The organism is Bradyrhizobium sp. CCBAU 53351 (assembly GCF_015291745.1).
In the GTDB taxonomy this organism is placed as follows: domain Bacteria; phylum Pseudomonadota; class Alphaproteobacteria; order Rhizobiales; family Xanthobacteraceae; genus Bradyrhizobium.
In genome coordinates this window covers 6,504,380-6,526,316 of the sequence record NZ_CP030059.1, presented here as the reverse complement: position 1 = coordinate 6,526,316, position 21,937 = coordinate 6,504,380, and the positions used below count along the sequence as shown (strand labels likewise).

Sequence of the window (21,937 nt, the reverse complement as noted above, 5' to 3'; positions counted from 1 at the left end):
CTGGTTCTAACCGCTTGCCGAACCGAGTCTTTTGCCGGGCGGCAAGCTCCAGGAAAAGGCCACTGGGCAAAGGCCGCCAGGTTCCACCGCTGACTGCATGAACGATCGCGTGTCCAACAGTGCCGCCATGACGGAGTCCTCCGCGGTCGAGATCGAGATCGCGACCCGCAGGCTGATGGCGGCGCTCGACGCGCTCGAAAGCGCGGTGGAGCGCCGGCGCGACGCCGATCGCGACGAGAACGAGCTCGCGGCGCGGATCCAGGCGCTGGGCGCGGACCGCTCGCGGCTTGCCGACGAGCTCGACGGCGCGCTGGTGAAGGCGCGCAAGCTCGAGCGCACCAATCGCGAGATCTCCGACCGGCTGGATTCCGCGATCGTCACGATACGCTCGGTGCTCGATACCGGAGAGGACGGATGAGCCACATCAACGTCACCATCAATGGCCGGCAATATCGCATGGCCTGCGAGGAGGGCCAGGAGGTGCGGCTGCTCAAGCTCGCCGAGAGCCTGGAGACGCGGATCCAGTCGCTGCGCGGAAAGTTCGGCGAGATCGGCGATGCGCGCCTCACCGTGATGGCGGCGCTGACCGTCTGCGACGAACTGGTCGACGTCGGCAACCGTGTCCGCAGCATGGAGCAGGAGCTGACCGAGCTGCGCGATTTCCGCAATGCCGCCGTCGAGCGCGCCAGGATGACGCAGACTGCGGTGGTGAACGCCCTGAACGCCGCCGCCGAACGCATCGAGAAGTCGACCCAGGTCCTGAACCGCACCGTCGGCAACGGGATCGCGATTGGGTAACGAGCCGCGAAAGCTGCGCTGAGTAATCGCCCCGGATCCTCTGCGGGATTGTCCCGATGTGGAGACACCCTCTCCCCAACCCTCTCCCGCAGACGGGGGAGGGAGCGGACTTCCGCCGTGGCTCGCAGCCCGCTTCATTACGCCGAAGCACGCTCTCTCGCCGGGCTGGCGATTCGTCAGTATCGTTGTTACATTGGCCCTGCGAGGCTGCGACGCGCGTCAGGAGCCATATATCCCCGGGGCCTTATCGATCCTTTAGGGAACTGTCCCTGGCCGGGCCCGTGGGCCCGGACATATGGTGCCCACCTACTTTCGTAGGGAACTCCGGGATCGAGTGCTTCAACGGCGTACGCGGCTTCGCTCTGTTTCTTCCTTCTGGTTCGTGCCTGTCGAATTGCGTCCCCGACACGCTTGCGGTCCAATCTCGGTGTCATGCCCCCTTAATGCGCAATTGCGCACGTGGGACCGGGGGCATCGAGTACGCCGCCGCGTCGAGGTCTAGCACTGGCGTCTCTGGAATATCGGATCGTCCGCGTCGCGGGTGATGACGGCGGAGCAAGACTTCGCCTTCGGGGGAAAACGCGCATGCCCAACACGAAAGCCGAACTCCGTGCCAAAGCCCTCGCGGCGCGCGACGCCTTGAGCGAGAAGAAGCGCAGCGCCGCCGCCGCAAAGCTCGCCAAGCGTGGGCTCCCGTTCAAGCTTCTGCCCGGCAGCATCGTGTCCGGCTATTCGCCGATCCGCAGCGAGATCGATCCGATGCCGCTGATGAAGGCGCTTGCGGAGCAGGGCGCCAAGCTGGCGCTGCCTTGCGTCACCGCGCGCGGCCAGGCCCTGGTCTTCCGCATCTTCCATCCGAACGATCGTCTGATGCTCGGCCCGCTCGGCATTCCCGAACCGTCGCCGGCGGCGGCTGAAGTCATTCCGGATGTCATGCTGACGCCGCTCGCGGCATTCGATCGCCTCGGCCATCGCATTGGCTATGGCGCCGGGCATTACGATTTCACCTTCGCGCATTTGCGCAAGGCCAAGCAGATCGTCGGCATCGGGCTTGCTTTTGCAGCGCAGGAGATCAAGGCGGTTCCGGCACTATCGCACGACGTCGCGCTGGATTATGTGCTAACGGAATCGGACGTGTTCGATTTCCGGAGTTCTGAAGTTGCGCATTCTCTTCGTGGGTGATGTCGTCGGCCGAGCGGGGCGCAACGCCATCGCCGAATATCTGCCCGGCATGGTCAAGGACTGGTCGCTCGATTTCGTCGTCGTCAACGGCGAGAATTCCGCCGGCGGCTTCGGCATCACGGAAGCGATCTATCAGGAGTTTCTCGACGCGGGCGCCGACGCGGTGACGCTCGGCAACCATTCCTGGGACCAGCGCGAGGCGCTCGTGTTCATCGAGCGCGCCGAGCGCCTGGTGCGTCCCGCCAACTATCCGCGCGGCACGCCCGGCCGTGGCGCCGCCCTGGTCGAGACCAAGAACGGCAAGCACGCCCTCGTCGTCAACGCGTTGGGCCGCGTCTTCATGACCCCGTTCGATGATCCCTTCGCAGCATTGGAGCGCGAGCTCGGGGCCTGCCCGCTCGGCGTTGCCGCGGACGCCATCGTCGTCGATTTCCATTGCGAGGCGTCGAGCGAGAAGCAGGGCATCGGCTTCTTCTGCGACGGCCGCGCCAGCCTCGTCGTCGGCACGCACACCCATGTCCCGACCGCCGACCACCAGATCCTCACGGGCGGCACTGCCTACATGACCGATGCCGGCATGACCGGCGACTACGATTCCATCATCGGCATGCAGAAGGAAGAGCCGCTGCGCAGGTTCACCTCGGGAATCCCGTCAGGCCGCTTCGAGCCGGCCGGGGGCGCAGCGACGCTGAGCGGCGTCGTGGTGGAGACGGATGATGCCACGGGCCTTGCGCTGAAGATTGCGCCGGTGCGTGTCGGTGGAAGGCTGGAGCCGGCGACGCCGAAATTCTGGTTGAGCTGAACGCCGGCGTCTCACTCTCCGTGTGATCCCTGCGAACGCGTCGGCGTGCTCCTGTTTTGCCCGACGAGTCAAAACGCTCTCATGGCCTGCCTCCGCAAGCCATTGATTCCGCACGCCCCGGCTACTGTGCATGGGGTTGTTTTCGAGCTTTTGAGTTGGGGACGCCGGAGTACCCGCCGTCAGCCCTGCCTAAATCCCATCCGGAAGGCGCCCCAGTGCTTGCCGCGGATCACGATCGGCGAAGACAGATCCTTCATCAGCACGAACTGTCCGCCGCCCATGTCGCGGCGGTAGGTCTGGAGCAGGAACGGCTTCGTGTTGCCCGCGACCTTCTTCACCGTGCGGTCGTTGAACAGGCGGCGGTTGCGGCAGTTGGCGTTATTCCAAACGGGGTCCTTGCCCTGCGGCAGGCGGTAGTTCGGATTGTGGGTCGGCAGATAGCCATCCCGCGCCCAGGCGACGCAATAGACGATGCGCGGATCCGATTTCTGGATCGGGTCCTGGATCGCGGGCAGCACGCGGTCGGTGAATTCGACGTAGTTGGTGAGGTACTGCTTCGGATCGGTGCCGGGAATTTCGCGATAGGTCTCGTCGAGCAGCTGGTCCAGCGTGATGTCGCCGCGATCGATGGCGGCTTCGAACTCGGCCGTGATCCGCTGCGCGGTGTCGACCACGACGCGGATGAGCGGCGTATCCGAAGTCTCGACGCCGCTGTCGGCGATCAGCGCGATCAGGCCTTCGGACGTGTCGAGCAGCTTGGCCACGCGCTCGTCGGCATTCTTGAGGTCGCGCGAGGAGAGGTCGACGCCCTTCGCGAGCTCGTTGAGCTCGCTGATGACGGTGTCGCAGTGTCCAAGGTTGGAGGTCGCCGCGCGCGTGACGCTGCCGATCTCCGCCTCGACCGACGCAAATCCCTGCTGGACGCGCGAGATGATGCTGGAGATCTGTTGGGCGCCTTCGCCGGCGGTCTTGGCACGTTGCGAGGCATCGCTGCTTTCGCCGATCAGGCCTTCGATCTGACCATCGAGGTCGCGCACGGTGTCCGAGATCTGATGCGTGGCCTGGCGGGTGGCTTCGGCGAGGTTCTTCACTTCGCTTGCGACCACCGCGAAGCCGCGGCCGGCATTGCCGGCGCGGGCGGCCTCGATGGTCGCGTTCAGCGCGAGCAGATTGGTCTGCTTCGCGATCGCCTCGATCGAGCCGGACACCTTCGCCACCTGTGCAAGCGCCGAGCCGACGGCGCTAAGGCGCGCTTCGATCCGCTCCACCGCTGCGACGAGCTCGGAGATGTGACTGACCGCGGTGTCGACGGCGCTGCGGGACTGCGCGATCTCGCCGACCGCCGCCGACGTGGTCGTCTGCACGGCCTGCGATGCATTGGCGATGTCGTGATTGGCCGAGACCATCGTCTCGGCCGTGCTCTGGAGGTGATGGAACCGGTCGGACTGGTTCGCGACGCGGCTTGCGACTTCCTGGACGTTGCCGGCAATATCGGCGAGCTCCACGCCGAGGCCGCCGATGCGGTCGGCGAGCTGATCAATCAGCCGTTCGGCCAGCGTGCGGTTGGAGCCGGTGTCCATGACGGCAAGTTGTACGACGGACATGTTCGATGAGTCCTCCAGTCAGAGCCGCAACCCGGCTCACGGCGGCATTCCCATTCCAGTCGCGACTTTAGAGGATGATTCGCGGCAGGCGTCTTGCCTGAGCGTGCACTACAGCTTGTAGGCGGTACGGAATCCACCCCAGTGCCGGCCCTGCACGCGGATCGGGACGTCGATCTCGCGCATCATCACCGTGTTCCCGTTGCCCATGTCGCGCGCATAGCTTTGGACCAGGTACGATCGCAGGTTGCGCGCGGCAGCCAACCCCGCCGGATCGTTGAATATCCGGCGGTTGCGGCTGTTGGCCGTGTTCCAGGCAACGTCGCCCGGCCGCTGCGGATGCGAATAGATCTTGTTGTGCACCGGCAGGAAGCCGTTGCGGTCGACCATGGCGCAGAACGCCATGCGTTGGTCCTTCGCCAGAAAGGTTTCCTGGAATGGCGGCAGCGCCCGGTCGGCCCAGTCGAGATATTTCGTGCGGTATTGCTGCGGATTGGTCCCGGCGATCTCGGCATAGTCGGTGTCGAAGAGGTCGTCGATCTTGACCTCGCCGCGTGCCACCGCCTGCTCGAAGATATTGGTCAGCGCGTTGCCCGCCTCCATGGCGCGGGTGACGAACTCGGTGTTCTCCTCGTGGATCGACCAGAGCTTGTCCTCGATCTTTTCGCGGAGCTCGGCATTGGGGCTGGCGAACTGTGCGCGGGCGCCGGCCTTGGACTGCTCGATCACGCGCAGGCGGCAGGCGCCGACGTCTTCGAGCGTGCCTTCGATCATCGCTTGCGGTGCGAGCCGGCCAGCGTCAGCGCCGCCGATCAGCACGCCGTCCATCGAGATCTCATAGACCGGCATCACGCCGCGCGCGCTCTCGAGCTTAAGATGGCAGGGCAGCCGTTCGGTCTTGCGGCGATCGTCGTGCTCGCTCTGACGCAGCAGCACGGCGCAGCGCGACTTCAGCTTTTGCGCGAAGGTGGTGACGGCTTTGCCGGCACTGGCGACGTTCTCGCCATGGCTCTCGGCAGCCTTCGTCGCGGCATCGATCTCGGCCGCGCTCTCGCCGACCGAGACGATGAACTCCGAGGCGCTCGCGGCATTGCCGGAGACTTCGCTGGTGGTGGCGTTCTGTTCGGCGACCGCCCCGTTGACGGTCTCGAACACCGGGCGGATCGCCTCGATCGCCTGCGAGATGCGGTGCACGGCATCCGCGGAGCCGGCGGCGTCGCGCTGCAATGCGTCGATCTTCTTGGTGATCTCTTCGGTCGCGCCTTGCGTCTGCACCGCGAGGGCCTTGACCTCGGTGGCGACGACCGCGAAGCCTTTTCCCGCAGCGCCCGCGCGCGCGGCCTCGATCGTCGAGTTGAGCGCGAGCAGCGTCGTCTGCCGCGCGATCTGCGCGATCAGATTGACGACGTTGCCGATGGCGGCTGAGGATTCGCGCAGGCGATCGACATTGGCGCGGGCTTCCTGTGCCGCGGCGCTGGCCTCGTCGGCGAGCTTGCCGGCCTCGCGAACCTGCGTCCCGATACCCAGGGCGGATTGGGTGAACTTGTCGGCGGCATGGGCGAAGGTGGACGCGGTCGATTGCGCGGCGTTGGTGCGGCCGGTCAGGGCATCGGTGCGGTCGCGGATGGCGGCAAGCGTCGCCGCGGTCGCTTCGGCGCCGCCGGCCACCGAATTGGCGGCGCGTTCGAGCTGGCGGATCATGGCGCCGAGCTCGAGTTCCAGCAGCTCCAGGATCTCCCGCGCCGAATCAGTTTCGGCCACGGCAGCGGGCTCGGAATGGGCCGCCGGCTGCAGAGCCGCCGGGGCGGCCGCAGGCGCGGCCTGGTCCGGCAGGCGCTTCCGAAATAGTCCGAACGCCATCAGCTCTCTCTCGTCGGGATAAGGTCGGGCGCTATTTTCGCAGTCCGGAATGAAATCAGGGTTAACGGTGCCTCACCTCTAGGCACCGTCCATTACGGAGGCTACCTTTACAGTGCTACCTCAGAGGCCCAGATCCCTTTGATTCCGGTGGGGGGGCGGCCTATAAGGCCGCGCTTCCCACGCTCACCTTTGGCTGACGATTTTCCAAGAGACCACGCATGGCCGGACATTCCCAATTCAAGAACATCATGCACCGCAAGGGGCGGCAGGATGCGCAGAAGTCGAAGCTGTTCGGCAAGCTGGCGCGGGAAATCACCGTCGCAGCCAAGCTCGGCGCGCCCGACCCGGCCATGAACCCGCGCCTGCGTGCGGCTATCATCGCGGCGCGCCAGGAGAACATGCCGAAGGACAATATCGAGCGTGCCGTCAAGAAGGCGCTCGGTAACGAGGGCGAAAACTATGACGAGATCCGCTACGAGGGCTACGGCCCCGGCGGCGTTGCCGTCATCGTCGAGGCGCTGACCGACAACCGCAACCGCGCCGCCTCCGACATCCGTTCCTTCTTCACCAAGTCGGGCGGCAATCTCGGCGAAACCGGCTCGGTGTCCTTCATGTTCGATCGCACCGGCATCATCGAATACGACCGCAGCGTCGCCTCCGACGACGCCGTGCTGGATGCCGCGATCGAGGCCGGCGCCGACGATGTGGTGTCCGGCGAAGGCGGTCACGAGATCTACGCCTCGACCGAAGGCTATCGCGACGTCGCCAAGGCGCTGGAAGCCAAGTTCGGCGAGCCGCGCAAGGCCGCGCTGATCTGGAAGCCGCAGAACACGGTCGCCGTCGACGACGAGACCGGCGAGAAGCTCCTGAAGCTGATGGATCTGCTCAACGAGCACGACGACGTCCAGCAGGTCTACGCCAATTTCGAGATCTCGGACGCGCTTGTGGCGAAGATGGGTGGCTGAGGCCGCATGAACGGTGCGCTCCCTCGCCCCGCTCTTGCGGGGAGAGGGTTGGAGCCCACTTCCCCTGTTACTTCTGTTCTGTTTCTGTTTCGCTATCGTCGGCCAGCCGCTATCACTGGCCCATGACCGCGCTCCCGATTCGCCAACCCGTCCGCATCATCGGCATCGACCCCGGCCTGCGCCGCACCGGCTGGGGCGTGATCGAGGCTGACGGCAACCGCCTGATCTATGTGGCCTGCGGCTCGGTGGAACCGCCGAACGACCTGCCGCTGGCGAGCCGGCTGCTCGCGATCCATGAAGGGCTGGCGGCCGTGCTTTCGAACCACCAGCCGATGGAAGCCGCGGTCGAGCAGACCTTCGTCAACAAGGACGGCGTTGCGACGCTGAAGCTCGGCCAGGCTCGCGGCGTCGCCATGCTGGCGCCCGCAATGTTCGGCATCTCGGTCGCCGAATACGCGCCCAACCAGGTCAAGAAAACCGTCGTCGGCGCCGGTCACGCCGAGAAGGCCCAGATCGCGATGATGCTGAAGATCCTTCTGCCCAAGGCCGATCCGCCGTCGGCAGACGCCGCCGATGCGCTCGCCATCGCCATCACCCATGCCCATCACCGCCAGAGCACCGCGCTGCGGCTGAAGGTGGCGAGCCTATGATCGGCAAGCTCAAGGGCCTGATCGATTCCTACGGCGAAGACTTCGTCATCCTCGACGTCGGCGGCGTCGGCTATCAGGTGCACTGCTCCTCGCGCACCTTGCAGCATCTGCCCTCGCCGGGCGAAGCGGCCGTGCTGTCGATCGAGACCTATGTCCGCGAGGATCAAATCAAACTGTTCGGCTTCCGCACCGATCAGGAGCGCGAATGGTTTCGCCTGCTGCAGACCGTGCAGGGCGTCGGCGCGAAGGTCGCGCTCGCCGTGCTCGGCACGCTGGCGCCTTCCGATCTCGCCAATGCGATCGCGCTGCGCGACAAGGCGGCGGTGGCGCGCACGCCCGGCGTCGGCCCCAAGGTCGCCGAGCGCATCGTCACCGAATTGAAGGACAAGGCGCCGGCCTTCGCCAATGTCGATCCCGCGGTGGTGCATCTCGCAGGCGCGGTCGACGATCAACGAGCCCCACGCCCGGTCGCGGACGCGATCTCCGCGCTGGTCAATCTCGGCTATGGCCAGCCGCAGGCGGCTGCCGCGATTGCATCGGCCTCGCGCAGCGCCGGTGAGAATGCCGAGACCGCGCAGCTCATTCGCCTTGGCCTGAAGGAGCTCGCGAAATGAGCGATCCCAAGGCCAGCCGCATGGTCTCGCCCGAGCGCCGCAGCGACGATGTCGGCGACACCGCGCTGCGCCCGCAATCGCTGTCTGATTTCGTCGGCCAGCAGCAGGCGCGCAAGAACCTCTCGATCTTCATCGAGGCTGCGCGCAAGCGCGGCGAGGCGCTCGATCACGTGCTGTTCGTCGGTCCGCCCGGCCTCGGCAAGACCACGCTGGCGCAGATCGTGGCGAAGGAGCTCGGCGTCGGCTTTCGCGCCACTTCGGGACCTGTCATCGCCAAAGCCGGTGACCTCGCCGCGCTGCTGACCAATCTCGAAGAGCGCGACGTGCTGTTCATCGACGAGATCCATCGCCTCAGCCCGGCGGTGGAAGAGGTGCTCTATCCCGCGATGGAGGACTTTCAGCTCGACCTCATCATCGGCGAAGGTCCGGCCGCGCGCTCGGTGAAGATCGAGCTGTCGAAATTCACGCTGGTCGGCGCCACGACGCGCGCAGGCCTGCTCACCAATCCCTTGCGTGATCGCTTCGGCATTCCGGTCCGCCTGAATTTCTACACCATCGAGGAATTGGAAAGCATCGTCAGCCGCGGCGCGCGCGTGCTCAATGTCGGCATGAGCGCTGACGGCGCCAACGAGATCGCGCGCCGCGCCCGCGGCACGCCGCGCATCGCCGGGCGTCTGCTCCGTCGCGTGCGCGATTTTGCTTCCGCTGTCGATGCCGACAAGATCGATCGCAAGATCGCCGATCACGCGCTGAGCGCGCTCGAGGTCGACGCTGCGGGTCTCGACGCCATGGATCGCCGCTATCTCACGACCATCGCGATGAACTATGGCGGCGGACCGGTCGGCGTCGAGACCATGGCCGCGGCATTGTCCGAGCCGCGCGATGCGATCGAGGACATCATCGAGCCGTATCTGATCCAGTGCGGCTACCTCCAGCGCACCCCGCGCGGCCGCTTGCTCACCTCGCACGCCTTCCGCCATCTCGGCATCGCCGAGCCCTCGCGCGATGCGGCGGCACAGTTCGGCCTGTTCGGCACCGACGAGAGCGACGACTGATCTGCGCAAACGGCGCGCTCCTTTCATGAACTTCTGGTGATCTCGTGCAGACGATCTGCACGAGCGCACCCCAATTCCGCTCCATTCGGACCGCATCAAAAGAGCGCATTCCGATCGGGTTTTCATGATCACGCGCCGTCATTTCATCCGTTCCATCGGCGGGCTGTCCGCCCTCGGCGTCTCGACCGCCGCCTACGGCGTCGGCATCGAGCCGGTGCTGCGGCTCCGCGTCACCCGCTATCATCCGAAGCCGCGGCAATGGCCGTCGGATCTTTCGCTGAAGATCGCCGCCATCGCCGACATCCATGCCTGCGATCCCTGGATGTCGCTGGAGCGGATCGAGGGCATCGTCGAACGCACCAACGCGTTGAAACCCGATCTCATCGTGTTGCTCGGCGACTATGTCGCTGGCCTCCATCACGTCACGCGCTTCATTCCGTCGCGCGAATGGGCGAGGGTGCTGGCCGGCCTGAAGGCGCCGCTCGGCGTCCATGCCGTGATGGGCAATCACGATTATTGGGACGACAAGACCGTGCAGCGTGCGGGGCACGGGCCGACCATCGCGCATCGGGCGCTGGAGGCGGCCGGCATCCCCGTCTACGAGAACGATGTCGTGCGCCTTTCCAAGGACGGCCGCCCGTTCTGGCTCGCCGGGCTCGGCGATCAACTCGCGTTCCTGCCGGCGCGGCGCTTTCGCAGCACCGGGCGCTTCGGCGCCGACGATCTCGCGGGTACGCTGGCGAAAGTCACCGACGATGCGCCAATCATCCTGCTCGCGCATGAGCCCAACATCGCGCCGCTGGTGCCTGCGCGCGTCGCGTTGCAACTGTCCGGCCACACCCATGGCGGCCAGGTCCGCCTGCTCGGCTGGTCGCCGGCGGTTTCGCCCAAGAACGGTATGCGGCTCGCCTATGGCCACTTCCGCCTGAAATGCGATCTCATCGTCTCCGGCGGTCTCGGTTGCAGCATCATGCCGGTCCGCGTCGGCGTGCCGCCTGAGATCGTCGAAGTGACGCTGGGGCGGGGACCCCTGGTGGTGTAGCCGTCAAATTTCGAGTCAGCATCTGGGCACCAGTCCAAGGCTGCGCTATATTGATCCGATGAGTTCTGCCGTCGAGAAAGCTGTTGAAGCTCTTGAGCTGCTGCCTGAGGAAATGCAGGAGTCCGCGGCCGACTTCTTGTTGTCCCAAGCCAAGAAGTTTCGGGCCCTCAGAGACGCGATCGACGAAGGGATGGCGGATGTCGAGGCCGAACGCGTGGTCCCCTGGGATCTCAACGAGTTTCTCGAGCAAACGCGGGCGAAGCGGTAGAGCCTCGTGCAGGTCGTTCTGTCCTTGCGCGCCCGTACGGACCTTTTTGACATCCATTCATATCTTGCAGGGCATAGCCTAGCGGCAGCGGATCGATTGGCTGCGAGATTCTCCGAGCGGTTCGAAGAGTTGCGACAATTCCCTTCTTAGGACCAGATCGGAGTGAGCTAAGGGCATCCCTTCGCGGGCTGTCGATCGAGGGTTATATTGCATTCAACCTCATTCGGACTGATCGCATAGTTATTGTGCGGGTCTTGGATGGGCGTCGAGATATAAAGCGAGAGTTTTCGAAATGACTGCCCATCTCGACGGCGAGATCCGCGACGGCCGCCACCACATGCAGGTGCGCGTCTACTACGAGGACACGGATTTTTCCGGCATCGTCTACCACGCCAATTATCTGCGCTACATGGAGCGTGGACGCACCAATCATTTGCGCTTGATGGGCGCCGAGCAGCAGGCGCTGTTCGAGCAGGCGGAGACGGAAGGCACGGGCTTCGCCTTCGTGGTGCGCTCGATGCATCTGGATTTCCTCAAGCCCGCGCGGATGGACGATGTGCTCGACGTCGTGACCTGGCCGGTTGCGGTGAAGGGCGCCTCCATCGTGCTGGCGCAGGAAGTGCGGCGCGGTGAAAACGTGCTGGTGAAAGCCGAGGTCCGCGTCGCCTTCATCAGCGGCGGCCGCGCCCAGCCGATCCCGAAATCGATCCGCACGCTGATGAAGGCTGATGTGATTTCGTGATCGGCCGATAGGGGGTCGCCACTCGACCCCGCCTTGCGCAGCGATAGATTGCGGCCCCAACCAATCGATGAGGCTCATCATGTCGCGTCCGCCGCTTCCGCCCTTCACCCGTGAGACCGCCGCGCAGAAGGCGCGCATGGCGGAGGACGCCTGGAATTCACGCGATCCGGTCCGTGTCTCGCTGGCCTATACCGAGGACAGCCGCTGGCGCAATCGCTCCGAGGTCTTTCAGGGCCGCGAGGCGATCGTCGCCTTCCTCACGCGCAAATGGGAGAAGGAGCACGACTATCGCCTCATCAAGGACCTCTGGGCCTTCGACGAGAACCGCATCGCCGTGCGCTTCCAGTACGAATGGCACGATGCAAGCGGCCAGTGGTATCGCTCCTACGGCAACGAGCAATGGGAGTTCGACGAGCACGGCCTGATGAAGCGGCGCGAAGCGTCGATCAACGACATTGTGATTGCGGAGAAGGATCGCCGGTTTCACTGGGCCGCGCCGGGGCCACGGCCGGCGGATGTGCCGGGTTTGGGATGCGATCCGTTTTGACATTCGCGAAATAGCGCGGTGCGCTTGCTGTGCTCTCTCCAACAGGGGAAGAAGGGAAGGGGAGCGTACCGCTAGCTAGACGCGCCGCGCCAAGAACCTTGTAATCGCGCCACCGAGCTTCGCATTGTCCATAGGCTCCGCCAGCGACGCCCTTGCCGTTGCGACCACCGCATCCGGCGCCTTGCCGTCCCGCAGATCGCAGCACACTTGCGCAAAGGCCACGTCGAACTCCGGATGCGGCTGCATGGTCAGCGTCGTGCCGTTGGCGTAGAGCAGGCCGGCATGCGGGGTGAACTCCGACGACAGAATCGTCAGCGCATCGTCCGGGGGCTCGATCACCTGGTCCTGATGCGAGGCGGCGATGGCGACCGCGTCGCCGTCGACGACGCCGTTCTCCGGCAGCACCTGATAGACGTGCCGGCCAATCCCCCAGCCCTTGTCCGACTTGCGCACGGTGCCGCCGAGCGCCTGCGCGATCAACTGATGACCGAAGCAGACGCCGACCATCGGCGTCTTGTTTGCGTAGGCCGTGCGCACGAAATCTTCCAGCGGCGCGATCCAGTCGAGGCCGTCATAGACGCCGGCAGCGGCCCCGGTAATCAGGACGGCCTCGATCTTGCCCGGATCGGGAAGCGCATCGCCATTCGGGATGCTGACGATGTCGACCGTGGCCGCCGGATCCTCGGCGCGGACCATGCGCTCGAACATGTCGGGAAACGAGCCGTGACGCTCGCGATATTCCTTGGGAACGAGGCCGGTCTCGATGATGGTGATGCGTGCCATGTGCCCTGCTTCGGTTGCGTAGCTATAACACTGCACCAATGGCGTCCACGTCAACCGCCTGCAAGCTGGCTCGCCGTCTGGTCCTCGAATTCCTCGAGCGCCTTGCGCATGGTCTCGACGAGATCCAGCGCCACGGGCGACGGGCTGCGCTGCGCCGGGAAGACGGCGGAGAACTCGAAGTCGATGCGCGGCAGGAAGCGGCGCGCGACGACGCCGCGGGTGGAAAATTCCCGCGCGGTGAAAGGGTCGCAGATCGCAACGCCGAGCCCCGACGACACCATGCCGCACATGATCTCCGACAAGGTGGTCTCGACCCTGAGCACGCGGCGGACTTCATGGCGATTGAAGACCTGGTCAACGAGATGCCGGCTTGATGATCCCGCCGACAGCGAGATGAAGGTCTCGCCTTCGAAATCGCTGGGCTCCAGGACGTCCTTCTCCGCAAGGCGATGACCCGTCGGCAGCACCGCGACGCGCGCGGGCGCTGGCAATCGCAGGCTGGGCAGGCCGGAATGGGCGATCGGCACCTCGGCAAAGCCGATGTCGCATTGGTTGTTCAGGACCCAGTCGACGACGATTGGAGAGATCACGCCGAAGAACGCGAGGTTGAGGTTCGGCCGCTCCTGCAGGAAGTGCCCTGCGAGGCGCGGCAAATAGCCGTTCGCCAGCGCCGGCAGCGCGGCGATGCGCAGCGAGCCGGTGCGGCGGCCGCGAATCTCCTCGGCGGCGGCGGTGATGCGTTCGAGACCGACGAAGGAGCGCTCGACCTCGGTATAGAGCGCCATCGCCGCCGCGGTCGGCACCAGGCCAGTGCCGCGCCGCTCGAACAGCTCCATCTTCAGCAGGGCCTGGAGGTCGCGCAGCAACCGGCTCACCGCCGGCTGCGTCACCACCATCAGCTTCGCAGCCTCCGTGACGCTGCCGGTCAGCATCATCGCGCGGAAGGCCTCGACCTGCCGCGAATTGATCCGCGCCATCTCGTCATCCAATCATAACATTTCGGCATGCAGAGGGTGCCATTATTCATTGGACGATGGAAGTATTGGTCTGCGATCTTTTTCATCAGAGCTGGAGCCAGCCCGCTTTTTCGGCAGATTGGAGGGGTTTTGACCTCCAAATCGCGCCAGACCCGCCGAACAGGGGCCGGAGCCCTGATCTGAGAGGGATTTGCGCGGAAGGAAATGCGGAAGGCGCCCCAGCCGGAGATTTGTCGGCACGTCACCTCATTCCGGTATGGAGATCGGTCCACATGACAACTTTTCGCCTTCTGACCGCGGTCAGCATCGCAGCGCTCATCGCGGCCCCGTCAGCCGCCTCGGCCCAGCAAAAGACACTCTACGTCGCCGGCTATGGCGGCTCGTTCGAGAAGACGATCCGCGACGAGGTGATCCCGGCCTTCGAGAAGGAGAACGGCGTCAAGGTCGAATACGTCGCCGGCAACTCCACGGATACGCTGGCCAAGCTGCAGGCGCAGAAGGGCAACCAGCAGATCGACGTTGCCATCGTCGATGACGGCCCGATGTACCAGGCGATCCAGCTCGGCTTCTGCGGCAAGCTCGACGGCCTGCCTGCCGATCTCTACGACACCGCGCGCTTCAAGGACGATCGTGCCGTCGCCATCGGCATCGTCGCGACCGGCCTGATGTACAACACCAAGGTGTTCAAGGAGAAAGGCTGGGCGGCACCGACCTCCTGGAACGATCTGAAGGACACGAAATACGCCAAGCAGCTCGTGATCCCGCCCATCAACAACACTTACGGTCTCGAAGCGCTGGTGATGCTGTCGAAGATGAACGGCGGCGGCGAGACCAACGTCGATTCCGGTTTCAAGATCTTCAAGGAACAGATCAATCCGAACGTGCTCGCCTATGAGCCGTCGCCGGGCAAGATGACCGAGCTGTTCCAGTCCGGCCAGGCCGTGATCGCGGTGTGGGGCACCGGCCGCGTGCAGAGCTTTGCCAATACCGGCTTCCCCGTCGACTTCGTCTATCCGAAGGAAGGCGCGGCGACGCTGCTGACCACGGCGTGCCCGATCGCCAAGCCCAATGCCTCGCCGCTGGCGGCAAGCTTCGTCAAGATGCTGCTCGACCCAAAAGTCCAGCTCGTGATGCTAAAAGATTACGGCTACGGCCCGGTGCTGAAATCGCTGGTGATCCCGCCCGAGCTCGGCAAGATGGCGCCGATCGGCGAGCGTGCAGCAAAGCTCTACAATCCGGACTGGACCGTCATCAACGAGAAGCGCGAGGAGTGGACCAAGCGCTGGAATCGCGAGGTCGAGCGCTGATCTGAGCGTTCGCGGAGACAGCGCATGGCTTATCTCGAGCTCGACCGGGTCGCAAAACAGTTCGGCGCGCAGACCGTGGTCAACGACTTCAGCCTGTCGGTGGGGAAGGGGGAATTCATCTCCTTCCTCGGCCCCTCCGGCTGCGGCAAGACCACGACGTTGCAGATGATCGCGGGCTTCCTCGATCCCTCACGCGGCGCGATCCGCCTGGAGGGCAAGGACCTGACCGCGATCCATCCGGCCAAGCGCGGCCTCGGCATCGTGTTCCAGAGCTACGCGCTGTTTCCGCACATGACGGCGGCCGAGAACGTCGCGTTCGGCCTCGAGATGCGCAACGTGTCGCGGGCTGATAGGGCTGAACGTGTCCGCGCAGCGCTCGCGATGGTCGGCCTCGCCGGCTTTGAGGACCGTCATCCCCGCCGCATGTCCGGCGGGCAGCAGCAGCGCGTGGCGCTGGCGCGCGCGCTGGTGATCAAGCCGAGCGTGCTGCTGCTGGACGAGCCCTTGTCGAACCTCGATGCCAAGCTGCGCGAGGAGATGCAGATCGAACTGCGCCAGATCCAGCGCACCATCGGCACCACGACGATCCTGGTCACGCACGACCAGAACGAGGCGATGTCGCTGTCCGACCGCATCGTGGTGATGAGCCAGGGCAAGATCGAGCAAATCGGCACGCCGCAGGAAACGTATGAAAGGCCGGCCTCGGCCTTCGTCTCGCAATTCCTCGGCAAGACCAATGATTTTGCCGGCACGATCGACCGGACCGTCACGCCCGCGCAGCTGGTGGCGGGCTCCTGGAGCGCGCCGGCGCCCGCCGGGCTCAGTGGCCCCGTCACCGTCAGCATTCGCCCCGAAAGGATCGGTTTTGGCGATGCCGGCCTCGGCGCAAAGATCGTCACGCGCATTTTCCAGGGCAATCACTGGCTATTCCAGTGCGAGAGCGAGTGCGGCCCGGCGATCGTGATCCGCCAGAACGACGGCACGGCGCAGCCGGCCGAAGGCGACGCCGTTCGCCTGACCTGGCGCCCCGAGGACATGAGCGTGCGCGCGAGGACTGCGGCATGAGCATGGCCGCCGAGGAGCGCAGCGTACGCGCGCCATGGGCGCTGACGGCGCCCGCCCTGATGCTGTTCGTCGGCGTGCTGCTGATTCCGCTGGCGATGACGGTGATGCTGTCGTTCCACGATTGGGGCCAGTACAAGGGCATCGAGCCGGTTTTCATCCTGAAGAACTGGCACGAGATCGCGACCGATCCCTATTATGCCGAGATGTTCTGGCGGACCTTTCGCATCGCGATCCTGACCACGCTGCTCACCGCGCTGCTTGGCGCACCCGAAGCCTACATCCTCAACCGCATGAGCGGTCGCTGGAAGAGCTTCTTCCTGCTGGTCATTCTCGGGCCGCTTTTGATCTCCGTGGTGGCGCGCACGCTCGGCTGGGCGCTGCTGTTCGGCGGCAACAACGGCCTCGTCAACAAGCTCCTGATGTCGCTCGGCGTGATGCGCTCGCCGATCCCCTTCATGTTCACCGAAACCGGCATGGTGATCGCGCTCGCGCATGTCATGATGCCGTTCATGGTGCTGTCGGTATGGGCGGCGCTGCAGCGGCTCGATCCGCAGATCGAGAATGCCGCGATGTCGCTCGGCGCCGGCCCCGCCACCATCATCCACCGCATCATCATGCCGCAGATCATGCCGGGCGTGCTGTCGGGTGCGATCATCGTGTTCTCGCTCTCGGCCAGCGCGTTCGCGACGCCGGCGATCATCGGCGGCCGGCGGCTCAAGGTCGCCGCGACGCTGGCCTATGACGAGTTCCTCAACACGCTGAACTGGCCGCTCGGGGCGGCGGTCGCCACGCTGCTGCTGGTTGCGCTGGTGCTGATCGTGGTCGGCAGCAACGCCCTGATCGAGCGGCGTTATGCGGAGGTGTTCCGATGAGACGGAACGGCCCGTTTGCGCTGATCTTCCACACCATCTTCGTCATCGTCATGGTGGCGCCGATCCTGGTGGTCTGCCTGGTCGCCTTCACGCCCGAGGGCTTTCTGTCACTGCCGACCAATGGCTTCTCGCTGCGCTGGTTCAGGACGATCGCGAACTATCCCGAATTCATTCACGCCTTCTGGGTCAGTCTCGGCCTCGGCGCGCTCTCGTCCTTCGTCGCGCTGCTGTTCGCGGTGCCGGCGGCGCTGGCGATTGCGCGCTATCGCTTCCGCGGCCGTGATGCGCTCGCCGCGCTGTTCCTGTCGCCGCTGATGATCCCGCATGTCGTGCTCGGCATCGCCTTCCTGCGCTTCTTCACCTCGGCCGGCCTCGGCGGCAGTTTCGCCGCGCTGATCATCGCGCATGTCATCATCGTGTTTCCGTTCGCGCTGCGGCTGACGCTGGCGGCGGCGACCGGCATGGACCGCACGGTGGAGATGGCGGCGGTCTCGCTCGGCGCCGGCGGCTGGACGCTGTTTCGCCGGGTGACGCTGCCGCTGATCCTGCCCGGCGTCATCAGCGGCTGGGCACTCGCCTTCATCCAGTCCTTCGACGATCTCACCATGACCGTCTTCCTCGCCGCGCCCGGCACCGAGACGTTGCCGGTGCGCATGTTCCTTTACATCCAGGACAACATCGATCCGCTGGTGACGTCGGTCTCGGCCTGCGTGATCGCTGTAACCATGACCGCCCTCATTCTGCTCGACCGCTTCTACGGGCTCGACCGCGTGCTCGCCGGCAAGGGCGGCGACACCGGGCGATAGGAGAAACCCATGTCAGGAGACTATGACGTCGCCGTCGTCGGCGGCGGATTGCTCGGCTCCGCCATTGCCTGGGGCCTCGGCCGCCTCGGCAAGAAGGTGGCCGTGCTCGACGAAGGCGACATCACCAAGCGCGCCTCGCGCGCGAACTTTGCGCTGGTCTGGGTGCAGAGCAAGGGGCTCGGCATGCCCGCCTACACGGTGTGGACGGTGCAGGCCTCGCAGGCGTGGGGCCGGCTGGCGTCCGAGCTGAAGCAGCAGACCGGGCTCGACGTCGCCCTCCAGCAGAACGGCGGCTTTCATCTCACGCTGGGCGAGGAAGAGTTCGGCCAGCGCACCGAACTCGTCAAGCGGATGCACAACCAGGCCGGCGCGGCCGACTACAAGATGGAGATGCTGCGGCCCTCGGACGTGAAGAAGGCGCTGCCGCTGATCGGGCCCGAAGTGTCCGGCGGCAGCTATTGTCCGCTCGACGGCCACGTCAATTCGCTGCGCACGTTCCGGGCTTTCCATACCGGGTTCAAGGCGTTCGGCATCGACTATTTTCCGGAGCGGCCGGTCTCGGCGATCAGCAAGAGCGGCGGCGAATTCCGCCTGACCACGCCGAAGGGCGAACTCCGCGCCGCCAAGATCGTGCTTGCTGCCGGCAATGCCAACCAGACGCTCGCGCCGATGGTCGGCCTTTATGCACCGATGGGTCCAACCCGCGGCCAGGTCGTCGTGACCGAGCGCACCATGCCGTTCCTGCCGCATCCCTTGACCACGATCCGCCAGACCGACGAGGGCACGGTGATGATCGGCGACAGCAAGGAGGACGAGATCGATGATCGCACCCTGAAGCCCTCGATCAGCGGCGTCATGGCCGATCGCGCGCAGCGCATGTTTCCGCATCTGTCGCGGCTCAACGTCGTCCGAAGCTGGGCCGGCATCCGCGTCATGCCGCAGGACGGCTTTCCGATCTACGACCAGTCGGAGACGCATCCCGGCGCCTTCGTCGCCTGCTGCCATTCCGGCGTGACGCTCGCGTCCAACCACGCCTTCGAGATCGCGCGCATGGTCGTGCAGGGCGCGCTGGAGCCCGAGCTGGTCGGCGCGTTCTCGGCCAGCCGTTTCGGCGCCGCCGGCGCGGCGAACAACAGCGGCTACTAGAGATATTGAGGAAGCCAGGATGTTCAGACGATCCGAACAGGACAAACGGCCGGCCGTGCAAATCTTCGTCGACGGCGTCGCCGTCGCGGCACGCCAGGGCGACACCGTCTCTGCCGCGCTGCTGGCCTCCGGCGTCGACGCACGGCGCTCGACGGCGGTGAGCGGCGCGCCGCGCCTGCCCTATTGCATGATGGGCGTGTGCTTCGACTGTCTCGTCACCATCGACGGCGTCGGCAACCGCCAGGGCTGTCTCGTGCCCGTCGCGGAGGGCATGCAGGTCGAAATCCAGAAGGGCAAGCGGGAGATCGGAAAATGACTGTGGCTCCCAAGCGCGAAGACTACGACGTCGTGGTGATCGGCGCGGGACCTGCGGGCCTCGCCGCCGCGGCAACCTCTGCCGAAGCCGGCCTCGCAACGCTGCTGCTCGACGAGAATGCCGGTCCGGGCGGTCAGGTGTTTCGCGCCATCGCCTCGACGCCGGTCACGGATCGCAAGCAGCTCGGTGAGGACTATTGGATCGGTGCCGATCTCGTGCAGTCGCTGCGCGCTGGCAGCACCGAGGTGATCCATCGCGCGACCGTCTGGAGCCTCGATCGCAATCTCGACATCGCGGTTTCGATCGGCGGCGCCTCCGCCTTCGTTAGGGCGAAGCGCGTGATCCTCGCGACCGGTGCGCTGGAGCGGCCGTTCCCGATTCCCGGCTGGACCTTGCCGGGCGTGATGACCGCCGGCGCGGCGCAGACCATGCTGAAATCCTCGGCGCTGGTGCCCGACGGCCGCACGGTGATCGCGGGCCAGGGCCCGCTGCTCTGGCTGCTCGCCGCGCAGATTTTGCGCCTCGGCGGCCGCATCGACCGTATCCTCGACACCACCGAGCGCGGCAATTATTTCGCGGCGCTGCCGCATGCCTTCGCCTTCCTGACCTCGCCCTATTTCGCCAAGGGCCTGTCGATGATGCGCGAGGTGAAGGCGAAGGTGCAGGTCGTCTCCGGCGTCACCGAGGTTGCGGCGGCCGGCGACGGCCGGCTCGCGAGCGTGAGCTATGTCGCGGGCGGCAAGCGCGAGACCATTGCCGCCGATCTGCTCTTGCTGCATCAGGGCGTCGTGCCCAACGTCAATCTGGCGATGGCGGCCGGCGTCGAGCACCGCTGGGACAATCTGCAACTGTGCTGGTCGCCGGTGCTCGATGCGAGCGGCAATTCGTCGGTTGCCGGCATCGCGATCGCCGGCGACGGCGCCGGCATCGGCGGCGCCAATGCGGCCGTTGTGCGCGGCCGCATCGCCGCGCGCGCGGCGGTCGAAGCGCTGGCCCCCGCGTCTGCCGCGAAGCTTGCGCCGATGGCAACGCTCCGTTCCGATCTCGCCAAGGCGGAACGCGGCCGCGTCTTCCTCGACACGCTGTTCCGCCCCGCGCCGCAATTCCGGATCCCCTCGGGCGACACTATCGTCTGTCGCTGCGAAGAGGTGACGGCAAAGGACGTGCTCGATTCCGTCGCGATCGGCGCGACCGGGCCCAATCAGCTAAAAGCCTATCGCCGCACCGGCATGGGCCCGTGCCAGGGCCGTCTCTGCGGTCTCACCGTCACGGAGCTGATGGCGCAGGCGCGCGGGAAGACGCCGCAGGAGATCGGCTATTACCGCCTGCGAGCGCCGGTGAAGCCGATCACGCTCGCCGAGCTCGCCGCCGTTCCGAAGAGCGAGGACGATATCAAGGCGGTGGTGCGGGGATGACCCGAAACGTGGATGCGATCGTCGTTGGTGGCGGCATCCACGGATGCTCGACCGCGCTGCATCTCTGCCTCGCCGGGCTGAACCCGGTGCTGATCGAGAAGGACTATGCCGGCCGCCATGCCTCCGGCGTCAACGCCGGCGGCGTGCGCCAGCTCGCGCGACACATTCCCGAGATCCCGCTCTCGATCCGCTCGATGGGAATCTGGGAGAAGATTTCTGATCTCGTCGACGACGATTGCAGCTTTGAAAGCTACGGCCAGGTGCTGGTCGCGGAGAACGAGGAGGAGCTCGCGGTCTGCCGCGCGCGTGTCGCCGAGCTCAACGCGCTCGGCTTCACCCATGAAGAGCTGATCGACGCTGCCGAACTCCGGCGTCTCGTGCCGGCAGTCGCCGAAACCTGCCCCGGCGGCGTCGTGTCGCGCCGTGACGGCGCGGCCAATCCGGCGCAGGCGACAACGGCGTTCCGTCGCAAGGCCGAGCAGCTGGGTGCGACCGTGCGCGAAGGCATGGCCGCCGGCAACATCCGCTATGACGACGGCCTCTGGCATGTCGATGTCGGCCCTGAAACATTTGCCGCGCCGGTGCTCGTCAATGCCGCCGGCGCCTGGGCCGGCAAGATCGCGGCTGATCTCGGCGAGCCCGTGCCGGTCGAGACCGTGGCGCCGATGCTGATGATCACCTCGCGCGTGCCGCACTTCATCGATCCCGTCGTGATCCTGCGGGGGCGAAAGCTCTCCTTCAAGCAATTCAAGAACGGCACCGTGCTGATCGGCGGTGGTCATCTGGCGACGCCCTATCAGGATCGCAACGAGACGGTGCTGGACTGGAAGAGCCTCGCGACCAGCGCTCGCACCGTGTTCGAGCTGTTCCCGGTGATGCGCAGCGCCACCATCGTCCGCGCCTGGGCCGGCATCGAGGCGAAGATGAAGGACGATATTCCTGTGTTCGGCCCGAGCAGCCGTCACAAGGGCCTCTATCACCAGTTCGGCTTCTCGCTGCACGGCTTCCAGCTCGGCCCCGGCGCCGGCGCCGTGATGGCGGAGCTGATCGTCAACGGCGGCACCCAGACCCGCATTGGCGATCTCGGCATCGACCGTTTCCATCCTTCCACGCTCTAAAGAGGA

At 65.7% G+C, this 21,937-nt stretch carries 25 protein-coding genes and 1 other RNA gene; 22 read left to right on the top strand and 4 right to left on the bottom strand.

Translation table 11 applies throughout. The features are described from left to right. Positions 1-97 precede the first annotated feature (97 nt). The 5 genes from XH83_RS31035 (at position 98) to XH83_RS31015 (ending at position 2,782) form a co-directional block, all read left to right on the top strand. Positions 98-418 carry a DUF4164 domain-containing protein gene (locus tag XH83_RS31035; RefSeq protein ID WP_018318703.1) on the top strand — a complete coding sequence of 107 codons (321 nt, stop codon included), beginning with the start codon at positions 98-100 and terminating at the stop codon, positions 416-418. Next, positions 415-798: a cell division protein ZapA gene (locus tag XH83_RS31030; protein WP_194404398.1), complete on the top strand. Its 384-nt coding sequence runs from the start codon at positions 415-417 to the stop codon at positions 796-798. Before XH83_RS31035 ends, XH83_RS31030 begins: the two co-directional genes overlap by 4 nt. Positions 799-999: 201 nt before the next feature. Beyond that, a non-coding RNA gene (ssrS, locus tag XH83_RS31025) (6S RNA) lies at positions 1,000-1,160 on the top strand. A gap of 223 nt (positions 1,161-1,383) precedes the next feature. Next, positions 1,384-1,980, top strand: coding sequence for a 5-formyltetrahydrofolate cyclo-ligase (locus XH83_RS31020; protein ID WP_194404397.1), 597 nt, complete (start codon positions 1,384-1,386; stop codon positions 1,978-1,980). Beyond that, positions 1,958-2,782, top strand: coding sequence for a TIGR00282 family metallophosphoesterase (locus tag XH83_RS31015; protein WP_194404396.1), 825 nt, complete (start codon positions 1,958-1,960; stop codon positions 2,780-2,782). Before XH83_RS31020 ends, XH83_RS31015 begins: the two co-directional genes overlap by 23 nt. 179 nt (positions 2,783-2,961) lie before the next feature. Here the strand turns inward: XH83_RS31015 and XH83_RS31010 are convergent, their stop codons facing one another. Both XH83_RS31010 and XH83_RS31005 read right to left on the bottom strand, forming a co-directional pair. Continuing rightward, positions 2,962-4,386 carry a methyl-accepting chemotaxis protein gene (locus tag XH83_RS31010; RefSeq protein ID WP_194404395.1) on the bottom strand — a complete coding sequence of 475 codons (1,425 nt, stop codon included), beginning with the start codon at positions 4,384-4,386 and terminating at the stop codon, positions 2,962-2,964. Positions 4,387-4,494: 108 nt separating this feature from the next. After that, positions 4,495-6,243, bottom strand: a complete 1,749-nt coding sequence (locus tag XH83_RS31005) for a methyl-accepting chemotaxis protein (RefSeq protein ID WP_194404394.1) — start codon at positions 6,241-6,243, stop codon at positions 4,495-4,497. 218 nt (positions 6,244-6,461) lie between these two features. Here XH83_RS31005 and XH83_RS31000 point away from each other — a divergent pair, with 218 nt between their 5' ends. The 9 genes from XH83_RS31000 to XH83_RS30960 all read left to right on the top strand — a co-directional run bounded on the left by XH83_RS31000 (position 6,462) and on the right by XH83_RS30960 (position 12,126). Further along, positions 6,462-7,208 (top strand): YebC/PmpR family DNA-binding transcriptional regulator, encoded by a 747-nt coding sequence (locus tag XH83_RS31000; RefSeq protein ID WP_194404393.1) that lies wholly within the window; start codon positions 6,462-6,464, stop codon positions 7,206-7,208. 122 nt (positions 7,209-7,330) lie between these two features. Next, positions 7,331-7,858 carry a crossover junction endodeoxyribonuclease RuvC gene (ruvC, locus tag XH83_RS30995; RefSeq protein ID WP_194404392.1) on the top strand — a complete coding sequence of 176 codons (528 nt, stop codon included), beginning with the start codon at positions 7,331-7,333 and terminating at the stop codon, positions 7,856-7,858. Continuing rightward, entirely contained in the window at positions 7,855-8,472 is a 618-nt protein-coding gene (ruvA, locus tag XH83_RS30990) for a Holliday junction branch migration protein RuvA (protein WP_194404391.1), read from the top strand. Before ruvC ends, ruvA begins: the two co-directional genes overlap by 4 nt. Beyond that, positions 8,469-9,527: a Holliday junction branch migration DNA helicase RuvB gene (gene ruvB, locus XH83_RS30985; protein ID WP_194404390.1), complete on the top strand. Its 1,059-nt coding sequence runs from the start codon at positions 8,469-8,471 to the stop codon at positions 9,525-9,527. Before ruvA ends, ruvB begins: the two co-directional genes overlap by 4 nt. Positions 9,528-9,651: 124 nt before the next feature. Further along, complete coding sequence (locus XH83_RS30980) at positions 9,652-10,569, top strand: metallophosphoesterase (protein WP_194404389.1); 918 nt, start codon at positions 9,652-9,654, stop codon at positions 10,567-10,569. A gap of 58 nt (positions 10,570-10,627) precedes the next feature. Then, positions 10,628-10,837: a hypothetical protein gene (locus tag XH83_RS30975; RefSeq protein ID WP_194404388.1), complete on the top strand. Its 210-nt coding sequence runs from the start codon at positions 10,628-10,630 to the stop codon at positions 10,835-10,837. A 6-nt stretch (positions 10,838-10,843) separates the two neighbouring features. After that, positions 10,844-10,987, top strand: coding sequence for a type II toxin-antitoxin system RelE/ParE family toxin (locus XH83_RS39835; RefSeq protein WP_246776358.1), 144 nt, complete (start codon positions 10,844-10,846; stop codon positions 10,985-10,987). Between the two features lie 142 nt (positions 10,988-11,129). Continuing rightward, positions 11,130-11,579 (top strand): tol-pal system-associated acyl-CoA thioesterase, encoded by a 450-nt coding sequence (gene ybgC, locus XH83_RS30965; RefSeq protein WP_194404387.1) that lies wholly within the window; start codon positions 11,130-11,132, stop codon positions 11,577-11,579. A 79-nt stretch (positions 11,580-11,658) separates the two neighbouring features. Next, entirely contained in the window at positions 11,659-12,126 is a 468-nt protein-coding gene (locus XH83_RS30960; RefSeq protein WP_194404385.1) for a nuclear transport factor 2 family protein, read from the top strand. 75 nt (positions 12,127-12,201) lie between these two features. Here the strand turns inward: XH83_RS30960 and XH83_RS30955 are convergent, their stop codons facing one another. Together XH83_RS30955 and XH83_RS30950 are read right to left on the bottom strand one after the other, a co-directional pair. Further along, positions 12,202-12,909, bottom strand: a complete 708-nt coding sequence (locus XH83_RS30955) for a type 1 glutamine amidotransferase (RefSeq protein ID WP_194404384.1) — start codon at positions 12,907-12,909, stop codon at positions 12,202-12,204. Positions 12,910-12,959: 50 nt separating this feature from the next. Beyond that, positions 12,960-13,886, bottom strand: coding sequence for a LysR substrate-binding domain-containing protein (locus tag XH83_RS30950; RefSeq protein ID WP_194404383.1), 927 nt, complete (start codon positions 13,884-13,886; stop codon positions 12,960-12,962). 272 nt (positions 13,887-14,158) lie between these two features. Here XH83_RS30950 and XH83_RS30945 point away from each other — a divergent pair, with 272 nt between their 5' ends. The 8 genes from XH83_RS30945 to XH83_RS30910 are packed head-to-tail and all read left to right on the top strand — an operon-like array spanning position 14,159 to position 21,931. After that, positions 14,159-15,193 (top strand): ABC transporter substrate-binding protein, encoded by a 1,035-nt coding sequence (locus tag XH83_RS30945; protein WP_194404382.1) that lies wholly within the window; start codon positions 14,159-14,161, stop codon positions 15,191-15,193. Between the two features lie 24 nt (positions 15,194-15,217). Continuing rightward, complete coding sequence (locus XH83_RS30940) at positions 15,218-16,258, top strand: ABC transporter ATP-binding protein (RefSeq protein WP_194404381.1); 1,041 nt, start codon at positions 15,218-15,220, stop codon at positions 16,256-16,258. Next, entirely contained in the window at positions 16,255-17,130 is an 876-nt protein-coding gene (locus tag XH83_RS30935; protein ID WP_194404380.1) for an ABC transporter permease, read from the top strand. Before XH83_RS30940 ends, XH83_RS30935 begins: the two co-directional genes overlap by 4 nt. Next, on the top strand, positions 17,127-17,936 hold the full coding sequence (locus XH83_RS30930; protein WP_194404379.1) for an ABC transporter permease: 810 nt from the start codon (positions 17,127-17,129) through the stop codon (positions 17,934-17,936). Before XH83_RS30935 ends, XH83_RS30930 begins: the two co-directional genes overlap by 4 nt. A gap of 9 nt (positions 17,937-17,945) precedes the next feature. Continuing rightward, entirely contained in the window at positions 17,946-19,082 is a 1,137-nt protein-coding gene (locus tag XH83_RS30925; protein ID WP_194404378.1) for an FAD-binding oxidoreductase, read from the top strand. A gap of 19 nt (positions 19,083-19,101) precedes the next feature. Beyond that, complete coding sequence (locus XH83_RS30920; RefSeq protein WP_194404377.1) at positions 19,102-19,398, top strand: (2Fe-2S)-binding protein; 297 nt, start codon at positions 19,102-19,104, stop codon at positions 19,396-19,398. After that, positions 19,395-20,813, top strand: coding sequence for an NAD(P)/FAD-dependent oxidoreductase (locus XH83_RS30915; RefSeq protein ID WP_194404376.1), 1,419 nt, complete (start codon positions 19,395-19,397; stop codon positions 20,811-20,813). The genes XH83_RS30920 and XH83_RS30915 overlap by 4 nt, the downstream gene beginning before the upstream one ends. After that, positions 20,810-21,931 carry an FAD-binding oxidoreductase gene (locus XH83_RS30910; protein WP_194404375.1) on the top strand — a complete coding sequence of 374 codons (1,122 nt, stop codon included), beginning with the start codon at positions 20,810-20,812 and terminating at the stop codon, positions 21,929-21,931. Before XH83_RS30915 ends, XH83_RS30910 begins: the two co-directional genes overlap by 4 nt. Positions 21,932-21,937: the final 6 nt, after the last annotated feature.